The following is a 12770-nucleotide window of genomic DNA, read 5'->3' as shown; positions in this document are numbered from 1 at the left end:
GAGCGCGCAGATGGACCTGTCGAAACCGACCGCATACGACCGGCGCCGGAGGCATCTCGCGCGCACCGTCACGGCGCTTGCGTCGCTGCCCCTGATCCTGGCCGGCCTGGTGACCACGGCCCCGGCGCAGGGCGCGAGCGATGCCGGGCTCGTCGTCCACTACCCGCTCGACCAGACCAGCGGCACCACGGTCGTCGACGCGTCGGGGGCCGGCCGCAACGGCACGGTCGCTGGCGGCACGACCTGGCTGGGCGGTGAGGGGCTCGCCCTCGGCGGCACCGACGGGCACGTCAGGCTCCCGAAAGACGTGATGGCCGGGCTGACGTCGATCACCGTCTCGCTCGAGGTGAAGATCGCAGCGGACCAGGCCACCCCCTACTTCATCTGGGGCCTCGGCAACACCGGCTCCAACGGCTCGGGCAACGGCTACCTGTTCACGACCGGCAACGCCTACCGGACGTCGATCGCCACCGGCAACTGGAGCACCGAGCAGACCGTCACGGCCGGCCGGAACCTCGCGCGGGACACCTGGAAGACCATCAGCTACACGCTCGCGGACGGCACCGCGGTGCTCTACGAGGACGGTGTCGAGGTCGCCCGCCGCACCGGCGTCACCATCACGCCCGGTGAGATCGGCAACGGGGTCACCACGGCGAACTACCTCGGCCGATCCGTCTACAGCGCTGACCGCCACCTGAAGGGTCAGGTGCGCGACTTCAGGATCTACGACCGTGCGCTGACGGCGGCAGAGGTCCACGACCTGGGCTACGTCACCGACGAGCAGCGCGTCGAGCGCGACCTGGCCTGGCTGGACCTCGGCGACACGTCCCGCGTCGTCAGTGACCTCTCGCTCCCGGGCAGCGGCCCGAACGGCTCCACCTTCTCGTGGGCCTCCTCCGATCCTGCCGTCGTCTCCGCGACAGGTGACGTCACCCGCCCGCCCTACGGCAGTCCCGACGCCGCCGTGACGCTCACCGCCACCGCCACCCACGGCTCCGCCAGCCGGTCCGAGGAGTTCACGGTCAACGTACCGGCCGACATCAGCGACGCCGAGAAGGTCACTCGCGCCACGGCCGCGCTCCGCGTCTGGGACGCCGACGAGATCCGCGGCAACATCACCCTGCCGACCCAGGGTCTGCACGGTACGACCGTCAGCTGGACGTCCAGCGAGCCCGCCGTCGTGACCCCGACCGGCGAGGTCCACCGTCCGGCGTACGGGAAGAACGCGGTCCGTCTGGCGCTCAACGCCACCGTGAGCCTCGGCAAGGTCAAGGAGAAGCGGCAGTTCCGGCTGACCGTCCTGCCGCTGCCGAGGAAGGAGCCCCTCGAGGGCTACACCTTCGCCTACTTCACGGGTGAAGGGACGGCCGACGGCGAGCAGGTCTACCTCGCCGCCAGCCGGGGCAACGACCCGCTGCACTGGGACGAGCTCAACGGCGGTCAGCCGGTGCTGCGGTCGCAGTACGGCGACATGGGTGTACGTGACCCCTTCATCATCCGCTCCCCGGAGGGCGACAAGTTCTACCTGATCGCCACCGACCTCAAGATCTACGGCAACGGCGACTGGGACGCCGCCCAGCGGCGGGGTAGCCGCTACATCGAGATCTGGGAGTCCACGGACCTGGTGAACTGGTCCGAGCAGCGACACGTCCGCGTCTCCTCGCCCCAGGCCGGGAACACCTGGGCGCCCGAGGCCTACTACGACGAGGGGATCGGCGCGTACGTGGTCTTCTGGGCCTCGAAGCTCTACGACGAGTCCGACCCCGAGCATGCCGGCAACACCCACAACCGGATGGTCTACGTCACCACCCGGGACTTCCGGACCTTCAGCGAGCCCGAGGTGTGGATCGACCCGGGCTACTCGGTGATCGACTCCACCGTCGTCGAGCACGAAGGGACCTACTACCGGTTCACCAAGGACGAGCGGAACAACACCTCCACGACGCCCTGCAGCAAGTTCATCGTCGAGGAGAAGGCGACCTCGCTGCTCGACCTGGACTGGAGCTTCGTCGCCGAGTGCATCGGCAAGGCCACCGCCGAGAACCCGGGCGTCGACCGGGGCGAGGGGCCGACGATCTTCAAGTCCAACACCGAGGACAAGTGGTACCTGTTCATCGACGAGTTCGGCGGCCGCGGGTACGTGCCGTTCGAGACGACGGACCTGGACTCGGGCAACTTCTCGATCTCCAGCGACTACCAGCTTCCCAGCCGCCCCCGCCACGGGACCGTCCTCCCGGTGACCAAGGCCGAGCTGGACCGCATCCGCACCGCCTACCGCGCGTTCTGAGGAGACCATCGTGCAGCGCATCCGTCTACTGACCGCCCTGTCCGCCGCCACCGTCCTGGCCCTGCCCCTGACCTACGCCACGCCGAGCCTCGGCGCGGACGGCCGAACCGCTGCGGCCGAGCCCGACTACACGATCACGGCCCACGCGGGTCAGTCCGGGCCGGAGATCAGCGACACCATGTACGGCGTCTTCTTCGAGGACATCAACTACGCGGCCGACGGCGGTCTCTACGCCGAGCTCGTGCGGAACCGGTCGTTCGAGTTCCTCCCGGTCGACAACCGCTCCTACACCGGCCTGACCGCGTGGACCCCGCGAGCCGTCGGCGACGGCGCCGGGACCGCCACCCCCGTCAACGACGGCTCCCGGCTCAACGAGCGCAACCGCACCTACCTCCAGCTCTCGCTGGCCAACGCCGGCGGTGGGACGTACGGGATCTCCAACAGCGGCTGGAACAACGGTGTCGCGCTCGAGGCCGGGAAGCGCTACGACTTCTCGGTCTGGGCACGCTCGGACACCGCGGGCGGTACGCCGCTGACCGTGTCGCTGCAGGACGAGGCCGGCGCCACGGCGTACGCCGCTCCGGTCCGGATCCAGGTGAACGGCGACACTTGGAAGAAGTACGCCGGCACCTTCACCGCGAGCGCCACGACCGACTCCGCCCGGCTGTGGCTGCAGGGCGAGGGTGTCGGGACGCTGCGCCTCGACATGGTCTCCCTGCTCCCCGAGGACACCTTCATGGGCCGGGAGAACGGGCTGCGCAAGGACCTCGCCGAGAAGATCGCGGCGCTGAAGCCGGAGTTCGTCCGCTTCCCGGGCGGCTGCCTCGTCAACACCGGCAGCATGGCCGGCTACGACGCGTCCTCCGACTGGCAGCGCACCCGGTCCTACCAGTGGAAGGACACCGTCGGCCCCGTCGAGGAGCGCGCGACGAACGCCAACTTCTGGGGCTACAACCAGTCCTACGGCCTGGGCTACTTCGAGTACTTCCAGTTCGCCGAGGACATCGGGGCGATGCCGCTGCCGGTCGTGCCCGCGCTGGTGACCGGATGCGGCCAGAACCGGGCCACCGACGACGAGGCCCTGCTGCAGCGTCACATCCAGGACACCCTCGACCTCATCGAGTTCGCCAACGGCCCGGTCGACTCCGAGTGGGGCGCGCTGCGGGCGGAGATGGGGCACCCGGCGCCGTTCGGGCTCACCCACCTCGGCGTGGGCAACGAGGAGAACCTGCCGACGGAGTTCTTCGAGCGGTTCGAGAAGTTCCGTGCAGCCATCGAGGCGCGCCACCCGGGGATCACGATCATCAGCAACTCGGGTCCCGATGACGAGGGCGCGCTCTTCGACCAGCACTGGGCGCAGAACAAGGCCGCCGGTGTCGACATGGTCGACGAGCACTACTACAACTCCCCGACCTGGTTCCTGCAGAACAACGACCGTTACGACAGCTACGACCGCAACGGGCCGAAGGTCTTCCTCGGCGAGTACGCCTCCCAGGACAACAAGCTCTTCAACGCGCTGTCCGAGGCGGCGTACATGACCGGTCTCGAGCGCAACGCCGACGTCGTCCGGCTGGCCTCCTACGCCCCGCTGCTGGCCAACATCGATCAGGTGCAGTGGCGCCCCGACATGATCTGGTTCGACAACGACCAGTCGTGGAGCTCTGCGAGCTACCAGGTCCAGAAGCTGTTCATGAACAACGTCGGCGACCGGGTCGTCCCCAGCGAGGCGACCGGGAAGGTGATCGAGCCGAAGCCGATCACCGGCGGCATCGGTCTCTCCACCTGGGCCACCTCCGTGGCGTACGACGACGTGTCCGTCACCTCGCCCGATGGGACCGAGCTGTTCGCCGACGACTTCGCGGACGGTGACGCCGAGGGCTGGAGCCCGCTGGCCAACCGAGGGACCTGGTCGGTCGTCGACGGTGCCTACACCCAGACCGACGCAACCGCCCAGGACACCCTGGTCAGGGCCGCGGACATCACCGCGAGCGACTACGACCTCGAGCTCAAGGCCAAGAAGCTGTCCGGCTCCGAGGGCTTCCTGATCGCGTTCGGGGTGAAGGACTCCGGCAACTTCTACTGGTGGAACATCGGCGGCTGGAGCAACACCCGCACGGTCGTCGAGAAGGCGACCGACGGCGGCAAGGAGACCCTGGTCGCCCGCGAGGGTCACTCGGTCGAGACCGGACGCACCTACGACGTACGCATCGAGGTCCGCGGCACCCACGTCCGGCTCTTCCTCGACGGCCAGCTCTTCCAGGAGTTCGACGACGACCAGGTCACCGAGCCGTTCGCGCAGGTGGTCACCCGTGATGCGGCGACCGGTGACCTGATCGTCAAGGTCGTCAACGCCCAGGCCGAGCCGGCGGTCACCCGCCTCGACCTCGGCGTCAAGGTCGCCTCCCGGGCGCAGATGACCGTCATCAGCGGCGACCCGGAGGAGCAGAACACGCGTACGGCCCAGCCCATCAAGCCGGTGACGAGCACGATCCGCGGCGTGGACAGCACCTTCACGCGCACGTTCGCGCCGTACTCGGTGACCTTCATCCGCATCCAGACCCGGTAGGGGAGCATCCATGTCCGACCACCCGAACCACCTCGCCCTCCGAGCCGGGCTCAGCAGGCGTCATCTCCTGCAGGCCGGGGTCGGCCTCGGGGCAGCGGCCGCGCTCGCCGGCTACGCCGCGCCAGCTGGCGCCGCACCGGCGGGATCGATGCCCAGTGACGCCGAGATCTGGGGCGTGCCGACCCTCAACCCGCTGGTCGAGCGCCGGGCCGACCCGTTCGTCACCCGGCCCGTCGACGGGATGTACTACCTGACCGGCTCCGTGCCGGAGTACGACCGTCTGGTGATCCGCGGGTCGGCCTCGCTGGCCGGGCTCGCCACCGCGGCGGAGTCGGTCATCTGGCGCCGCCCGTCCAGCGGGAAGATGGGCGGCCACATCTGGGCGCCGGAGCTGCACCGCATCGACGGCCGCTGGTACGTCTACTTCGCGGCCGGCGACTCCGACGACGTCTTCCGGATCCGGATGTACGTCATGGAGTCGACGCTCGCCGACCCACGCGACCCGGCAGGCTGGGGCGCGCCACGGCAGATCATCACGCCGTGGCCGAGCTTCGCGCTCGACGCCACCACGTTCGAGCACGCGGGCCGCCGCTACCTGGTCTGGGCGCAGAGCGAGCCCGAGATCGCGGTCAACACCAGCCTCTACATCGCCGAGATGAGCTCCCCGTTCGCGATCAGCACCTTCCCGGCGCGGATCGCGACCCCGACCCGCAGCTGGGAGGTGCAGGGCTACAAGGTCAACGAGGGCCCCGCCGTGCTGGTCCGCAACGGCCGGGTCTTCATGACGTTCTCGGCCAGCGCCACCGATGCGCGCTACTGCATGGGCCTGCTCACTGCCCCGGCGGACGCCGACCTGCTCGACCCGGCATCGTGGACCAAGAGCCCCGAACCGGTGTTCACGACCAACGAGCAGACCGGGCAGTACGGCCCCGGGCACAACTCGTTCACGGTGGCCGAGGACGGGGTGACCGACGTCCTCGTCTACCACGCCCGGGACTACCGCGACATCACCGGAGACCCGCTCTACGACCCGAACCGGCACGCGCGCGTGCAGAAGGTGGTGTGGCACGAGGACGGCACGCCCATGTTCGGCGTGCCGGTCGGGAAGGGCGGGCCGATCGTGCGGCTCACCCCGCTGGATGCGCCGGGCTCGTTCGTACGCCACTACGAGTACGCCGTGCGGGTGGATCGTGCCCCGAGGGAGCTCGCCGACAGCCAGTTCCGGTTCGTCCCGGGCCTCGCGGGCGACGGGTCGGAGTCGCTGCAGTCGGTCAACTTCCCCGACAGGTACGTCCGGGTCACCGGTGGCGCGGTGCGGATCGAGCAGGTCCAGCCGGGCCCGGCGTACGCCGCCGAGGCCAGCTTCCGCAGGATCCCGGTCAGGGGCGGCATCTCGCTGCAGGTGGCCACGGACCGCGGCGACTACCTCCAGCACGACCGCGGTGCGCTCACCGTCGGTTCCACCCCCGGACGCCGCTCCAGCACCTTCGCCCTGACCTGACGTCCGGCGCCCGTCAGCCGGCCGCGATCTCCACGAGGAGGTCGGCGGCCGGCGCGGGGTGGACGAGCCAGCGGAGATGGCTGGAGGCGAGGGTGTGGACGGCGTACGGGTTGTCCGGGGTGAGCGCGTCGCCCTCGCGGATCAGCCGGTCCTGCATCGCGGGCGGCAGGCTGACGTCCTCGCTGAGTCGTACGTAGGCACGGGGGAGCGTGCCCCACGTCGAGGCCTGGGCGCGGTCGTCCGGCCCCCCGGCGTCGAGGTTCTCGTCGGGCTGGAAGGTGTTGAGGAACGCACGGAACTCGTCGTCGGTGCCGTCGGCCATGAAGGCGTGCTTGAGGCCGGCCAGCACCTCGGGGGAGGCGGTGCGGAAGTTGCAGCGCAGCAGGCCGACGTCGGCGGGGTTCGCGGCCGCGGCTCCGATCAGCACCGAGGCGTCGAAGGAGGCCATCTCCGGCTCGGCGTTGTACGCAACGGCGTCAAGGGACACCGGCGCCCAGGCCGACACGTAGACCATCCGGTCGATCAGGTCCGGACGGGCGTTGGCGGTCGCGGTCAGCGTGATCCCGCCGCGGCTGTGCGCGACCACGACCACCGGGCCGTGCGTCTTCGCCCGCTCGAGCACGGAGACCAGGTGGGCGACGTTGTCGGCGAGCGTGACGCCCTTGATCCCGCCCGGCGCGGACGCGAGCGCGGCGAGGTCCTGGGGTGCCTGGTAGGCCGCGGGGAAGGTCGCTCCGAAGCCGTGGCCGGGGAGGTCGACCGCCAGCGAACGGAACCCGCGCAGCGCCAGCTCGGCCTGGAGCGGGGCGAACGAGAACGAGTTGGCGAAGGCGCCGTGGACCAGGACGAAGGTCGGCTCGGGGGAAGGCATGGCGGAGACACTAGCGCCGACTCGGCGCGAGCCACCGGTCAATTTCCGAACGGCGCCGACCGTGGTGCGCGGCCCATCGGTGTGCCGCCGTAGACGACCGATCCGTCGGCCTGCTGGTAGGTCAGCCAGGGCTCGGTCTCGGTGAAGCCGACACCCGGCTTGCTGTAGTCGCAGACCCCGTCGGGGAAGGCCTTCTCCAGCCGGGCCCACTGGGCATCGGTGAGGCCGAACGCGCCGTAGTCGTCGGTGCGGCGCAGCGGCTTCAGGTGGCACTTGGCGTTGTCGGAGTAGTTGTTGTCGCCGGCCACGATCCGCGGGGTCGCGAAGTCGGTCTTGACCAGGTCGCTGACCGGACCGAGGCCGCACACCAGGTCCGAGACGGGGTCCACGACGAGGTTGAGCGCGGGATCGAGGACCGGGTTGACGGCACCGTTCAGGCCGTCGAGAGCACCGCCGGTCAGGTCGTCCAGGAGCGGGTCGGCGACCGGCAGGAACAACCCGTCCTCGCTGGAGACGCCCTGCGTCTGGGTGCACCGGTCGTGCAGGTCGCCGGGGCGGTCCTGGACGATCTTGTCCGCCAGCGCCACAGTGCGCTTGTCGGCTTCGACGGCCGACAGCCACCGGTCCATCGCGAGCAGCGCCTCCTTGGAATAGCTCGGGTCGCCGATGAGCGGCGTCACTCCGTACCAGATCACCTGGTTGTCCGCGTGGCCCTGCTCCCGGGTCAGCCGGTCGCGCATCGCCCACGCCCAGCGGGCGTCGTGCGCGACACCCGGGTCCGGTCCGCGGTGGTCGATGATCGCCACGTCGGACAGGTTGCTGGCGGTGTTGACCATCCCGCTGCGGTAGGCGTTGGTGAGCGCCGTCGGGTCCGCGACCGAGCGCTCCGCCCGCGGTTGGACGTCGATGTCGAGGCCGCCGATCTTCTCGTTGAGATCGACGAACTGCTCCGGCGTGATCGCCCCGGACCGGAGCGCCTCGAGACCGTACTGCACGCCGGTGTTGTCCAGCGGCGAGCCCGCGAAGCCGCGCCCGATCTGCTTCTCCTGAGGTGTCCACACGCTCTCCGGCCGTGGGCCGAAGACGTTGATCGCGCCGTCGATGATCGAGCAGCGTACGCCGCCGGGGTTGCGGGCCGCGTCGTAGCGCTCCTGGTCGCTGACCCCGGCGCAGGGGTGGGTCGGCATGACCGCCTGCTTGAACAGGCCCTCGTCGGCGGTGACCGCGTTGAGCGGCAGCAGGTGGCCCTCGACCGCCGCCCACTGCAGCGGGTTCCAGAACTTGCCGTCGGTGAGCCGTTCGGAGCTCTCGAAGTACTTGCGGAGCAGGTGGTAGTCGGAGAACTGCAGCCCCGGCGAGAGCGAGTCGGGGTAGGAGCAGGTCACGACCAGGCCCTGGTAGATCCCCGGGTAGGCGTTGGCGATCGTCTGCTGCGCGATGGAGCCGCCGGAACAGCCGCTGCCGATCGTGTAGCGCAGGTCGCCGTACGTCTCGACGAGATGCTCCTTGGCCATCATCAGCGACTCGGCCTCGCTGGTGACGTTGCAGTTGTGACCGGTGTTGGCCAGCGCGGTCGAGAGCATCGCGAAGCCACGGCCGAGGGCGACGGTCGGACTGTCGCCGAGGGCGTCGGCGACGACGGGGACGCCGAGGTCGAAGGTGCCGGCGTAGTCGGTCGTCGGCGCGGTGCCGACCTCGTGGTCGACCCCGCAGCTGCCGCCGTGCGGGATGAAGAGCTTGTTGTTCCACTGCTCCTGCGGGCGCCAGCGCTGCCAGGGCTTGCCCGGCTGCCAGAGCACGGCGATCCGGTACTGGTCGCGGTTCTGGTAGCCGGTCTCGACGCGTACGACGAACGGCACCGTGACGCCCTCGTCGGTGGTCGTGGTGGCGACGTCGCGGGGCGGGTTCGCGGGATCGTACGGCTGGAGTCCGTCGAGCAGTGGATTTGTCGATTTGTAGAGCCAGCTGATCGTCGGCTCCTGGTTGCACTGCGCGTCCTCGGCGGTCGGCTGGCAGTGCCACGGCTGCAGCTGTGGCCCGGAGAAGATCGGCCCGCCGCGCGGGTGGTTGGTGATCGTGAGCCAGGCGCCCCGACCGTCGGGAAGGCGGGCGGTCAGCTCGTTGGTGCCGAGCCGCAGGCCGCGTACGACGCCCTCGATCTCGCCGTTGGGCCGCTCGGCGAAGGCGTCGGTGACGTCGCGGTCGCCCGTGCGGCTCGAGGCGTGCCGGGTGTCGCTGAGCCACACCCGCAGGTCATCCGGGTCGGCCCCCTCGGGGAGCGTGACCCGCACCAGCGCGTTGTCGTCGAAGACCAGGTCGGCCCGGTTGGAGAGGGTTTCCAGGACGACGTCCTCGGCCGGCGCGGGCGCCGCCGACGCCGACGTCACGCCGAGCAGCAGGCCGGCGACGAGAGCGGACACCGTCGCGATCGAGGTGGGCAGGGCGCGAGCGGCCATGGCGTGCCTTTCCGAGAGCTGCGCACGTCCCCCGAACAGACGCTCGCCGTGACAGGAGGATGCCCCGTGCCACGGCGAGCGTCAAGGAAGCTGCCGAGGAGGCCTCAGCCGGCGACCGCCTCCCCGCGGGCGACCATGCCGGCCTCGTTGGAGAGCTTGACCTCCTTGAGGAACAGTGCGAGCGCGAGACCGAGGAGGACCAGCGGCACGAGGTACCAGAACGCGGGTGCGAGCGCCTCGGTGAAGGCGTCGACGACCCAGCCGTGGATCGGCTCGGGCAGCTGGTCGACCGCCGCCGGGGTGAGGCTGTCGCCGGAGAACCCGGCGCCGTCGGCCGGCATCAGCCCCGAGGAGGCCATCTTCGCGGCCAGCCCCTCGAAGTTGTCGGTCAGCCGTGTGGTGAACACGGTCGTGAACAGCGCCGTGCCGACGGTCGCGCCGATCTCCCGGAAGAAGTTGTTCGCCGAGGTCGCGGTGCCGAGCTCGTGCGGGTCGACGGCGTTCTGGACGGCCAGGACGATGGTCTGCATGACCAGGCCCATCCCGGCGCCGAGCACGAAGATCATCAGCCCGAAGACGACCATCGACATGTCGCCGGTGATCGTGGTCATCCAGGCGATCCCGGCCGCGGTGACGAGCAGCCCGACGATCGGGAAGATCTTGTAGCGACCCGTCTTCGAGATCGCGACACCCGAGCCGATCGCGGTCAGCATCATGCCGGCCATCATCGGCAGCATCAGCAGTCCGGAGCCCGTGATCGAGGCGCCCGTCGACATCTGCAGGAACGTCGGCAGCATCGCCATCGCCGAGAACATGCCCATCCCGAGGACGAGGCCGATCAGCGTGGTCACGGTGAAGGTCGGGTTCTTGAAGAGGCGCAGCGGAATGAGCGGCTCGGGCGCGAGGGTCTCGGTGACGATGAACGCGGCCACCGAGGCCAGGGTGCCGACGAGCAGGCCGAGCAGCTGCGGCGAGGACCAGTCGTAGCCGTCGTGGCCGAGCGACTCCCACGAGGTCAGCAGCACGATGCCGCTGGTCGAGAGCACCATGAACATGATCCCCAGCCAGTCGACCGGCCGCCCGGAGCGGTGCGAGGGCAGCTTCAGGGCGTACCAGGCCACGATGAGCGCGATGATGCCGACCGGCACGTTGATCCAGAAGGTCCAGCGCCAGCCCGGGCCGTCGGTGAGCCAGCCACCGAGGAGCGGCCCGATCACCGCGGAGATGCCGAAGAGCGCACCCATCGGACCCATGTACTTGCCCCGCTCGGAGGCCGGCACGATGTCGGCGATGATCGCTTGCGACAGGATCATCAGGCCACCACCGCCGAGACCCTGGAGGCCGCGGGCGGCGACCAGCTCGGGGAACGTCTGCGCCATCCCGCCGAAGAGCGAGCCGAGCGTGAACAGCGTGACCGCGACCAGGAACGGCCAGCGGCGACCCCACAGGTCGCCGAACTTCCCGTACAGCGGCATCACGATCGCGATCGCCATGATGTAGGAGGTGATCACCCACCCCTGGTGCGCGACCCCGTCGAGCTCACCGACGATCGTCGGCATCGCCGTGCTCACGATGGTCTGGTCGAGGGAGGAGAGGAACATCGAGGCCATCAGGGCCCCGAAGATCAGCCAGATCGTACGCGGCGTCAGCACGACCAGCGGCTTGTCGGGCGCGTCGGGCGCGACCGTGTGGCTCATGGGTTGGACCTTCCAGGCAGGAGTTGCAGAGGTGATGACACACGTGTCCCGTGTGCCGTGAGAATCCCGAGAGGTTGCGGCTGGTCGTTCTAGTCGTCGAGGAGCAGGCGGAGCTGAGCGACCGCCTCGGGCAGATGCGCCGCCGCATCTCCCTCGTAGCCCGACCGCGCCCAGGCGAGCGCGCTCGACCGCATCAGCAGCCCGGCGACCATCCCGATCGTGTCGTCGTCGACAGGGGAGGGCCGTGCCTTGCGGCGCTCGGAGAGCAGCTCCTCGAACTCGCCGACGACGCGCTGGTGCCAGGCGACGTGCCGTTGCATGAGGCGGGGTTCCGAGGTCAGCAGCCGCATGGCTCGCTCGACCTGCTCGATGTTGGGGGCGGCGTCCTTGAGGAAGCCCGCCACCAACGTCTCCAGGTCGGTCATCAGCCGTCCCGACGGCCCGCCGGAGACGAACTGCGCGCGCACCTCGGCATCCAGCTCGATCTCCTGGATGCCGAGAACCGCGTCGTCCTTGGAGTCGAAGTAGTTGAAGAACGTACGCGTCGACAACCCCGCCGCGGAGCTGATCTCCTCCACGGTGACGTCATCGAGCCCACGCTCGCCGACCAGTCGCTGAGCGGCCTCGATCAGCGCCAGCCGACGCTCCCGCTTCTGACGCTCGCGGGCGTTCGGAGGCGGGGTGGAGGTGGGCACGCAACTATTCTTGCACTGACTGCAAGTTGCAGTCAATGCAAGATTCGTGTGTCAGGGGTTACACGGCGGTCAGACCCCTGCGGCCGCCTGGTGGAGCGCGCGGATCTCCTCGACCAGCTCAGGCACGGGGCCGACGACCTCGACGGCCGGGGCGACCTCCTGGACCGGCAGCGCACGCACCGGCGACTCGCCCGCGCCCCAGCCGGCCCGCCACCGCGTCAGCTGCTCGGAGGACGCGATGTAGACGATCCGCCCGACCCCGGACCAGCCGTGCGCCGCCGAGCACATCGGGCAGTGCTCGCCGGAGGTGTAGACCGTCGCTCCGGCCCGGGTCGCCGGGTCGAGCTGGATCGCCGCCCAGCGGGCGAGCTCGATCTCGGGGTGCGCCGTCGGGTCGCCGGTCGTGTGCTCGCGGTTGCGGCCCTCCTGGAGCGCGTTGCCGGCGCTGTCGGCCAGGACGGACCCGAACGGCCCGTCGCCGTCCGCCAGCGCCTCCGCCGCCAGCTCGAGGCAACGTCGCAGGTGGGTCATGTCGGTCGGGGTGAGTTCGGTGGTCACCGCCCCAGTCTGCGGCGGGCGGGCGGTCTATGTCGTTCGATTTCCCAGCGGCCTGGTTGCAGGACTTCATCCGTATGGGGTTGGAATCGCATACTTATGGCGTGTCGCGCAGGTTCTGCTTGTGACTGCCATAACTATG

Annotated in this window: 8 protein-coding genes; 3 read left to right on the top strand and 5 right to left on the bottom strand. The window is 69.8% G+C overall.

Annotation, left to right across the window (positions count from 1 at the left end; genetic code table 11):
- Positions 1–10: 10 nt before the first annotated feature.
- The 3 genes from ACWZJV_RS12990 to ACWZJV_RS12980 are packed head-to-tail and all read left to right on the top strand — an operon-like array spanning position 11 to position 6354.
- Complete coding sequence (locus tag ACWZJV_RS12990; protein WP_457181741.1) at positions 11–2287, top strand: immunoglobulin-like domain-containing protein; 2277 nt, start codon at positions 11–13, stop codon at positions 2285–2287.
- 10 nt (positions 2288–2297) lie between these two features.
- Positions 2298–4853 carry an alpha-L-arabinofuranosidase C-terminal domain-containing protein gene (locus ACWZJV_RS12985; protein WP_457181740.1) on the top strand — a complete coding sequence of 852 codons (2556 nt, stop codon included), beginning with the start codon at positions 2298–2300 and terminating at the stop codon, positions 4851–4853.
- A gap of 10 nt (positions 4854–4863) precedes the next feature.
- Positions 4864–6354 carry a family 43 glycosylhydrolase gene (locus tag ACWZJV_RS12980; protein ID WP_457181739.1) on the top strand — a complete coding sequence of 497 codons (1491 nt, stop codon included), beginning with the start codon at positions 4864–4866 and terminating at the stop codon, positions 6352–6354.
- A 13-nt stretch (positions 6355–6367) separates the two neighbouring features.
- On the opposite strand, the gene ACWZJV_RS12975 is transcribed toward ACWZJV_RS12980, so the two are convergent.
- The 5 genes from ACWZJV_RS12975 to ACWZJV_RS12955 form a co-directional block, all read right to left on the bottom strand.
- Positions 6368–7225 carry an alpha/beta hydrolase gene (locus ACWZJV_RS12975; protein WP_457181738.1) on the bottom strand — a complete coding sequence of 286 codons (858 nt, stop codon included), beginning with the start codon at positions 7223–7225 and terminating at the stop codon, positions 6368–6370.
- A 38-nt stretch (positions 7226–7263) separates the two neighbouring features.
- Positions 7264–9681, bottom strand: coding sequence for a DUF6351 family protein (locus ACWZJV_RS12970; RefSeq protein ID WP_457181737.1), 2418 nt, complete (start codon positions 9679–9681; stop codon positions 7264–7266).
- 104 nt (positions 9682–9785) lie between these two features.
- Complete coding sequence (locus ACWZJV_RS12965; protein WP_457181736.1) at positions 9786–11378, bottom strand: MDR family MFS transporter; 1593 nt, start codon at positions 11376–11378, stop codon at positions 9786–9788.
- Positions 11379–11467: 89 nt separating this feature from the next.
- On the bottom strand, positions 11468–12073 hold the full coding sequence (locus ACWZJV_RS12960) for a TetR/AcrR family transcriptional regulator (RefSeq protein WP_457181735.1): 606 nt from the start codon (positions 12071–12073) through the stop codon (positions 11468–11470).
- 69 nt (positions 12074–12142) lie between these two features.
- The gene (locus tag ACWZJV_RS12955; protein ID WP_457181734.1) at positions 12143–12631 is read right to left on the bottom strand and encodes a nucleoside deaminase; all 489 of its coding nucleotides are present in this window, start codon (positions 12629–12631) and stop codon (positions 12143–12145) included.
- Positions 12632–12770 lie beyond the last annotated feature (139 nt).

The sequence above is a fragment of the Nocardioides sp. WG-D5 genome, from assembly GCF_054031175.1.
Note: the sequence above shows the minus strand (reverse complement) of the source record. Positions and strands in the feature narration are given on the sequence as shown.

Excerpts from the sequence above, each read along its gene's own strand:
- ACWZJV_RS12970 (WP_457181737.1), bottom strand. The coding sequence starts at position 9,681 with ATGGCCGCTCGCGCCCTGCCCACCTCGATCGCGACGGTGTCCGCTCTC.
- ACWZJV_RS12980 (WP_457181739.1), top strand. The coding sequence starts at position 4,864 with ATGTCCGACCACCCGAACCACCTCGCCCTCCGAGCCGGGCTCAGCAGG.
- ACWZJV_RS12990 (WP_457181741.1), top strand. The coding sequence starts at position 11 with ATGGACCTGTCGAAACCGACCGCATACGACCGGCGCCGGAGGCATCTC.
- ACWZJV_RS12965 (WP_457181736.1), bottom strand. The coding sequence starts at position 11,378 with ATGAGCCACACGGTCGCGCCCGACGCGCCCGACAAGCCGCTGGTCGTG.
- ACWZJV_RS12975 (WP_457181738.1), bottom strand. The coding sequence starts at position 7,225 with ATGCCTTCCCCCGAGCCGACCTTCGTCCTGGTCCACGGCGCCTTCGCC.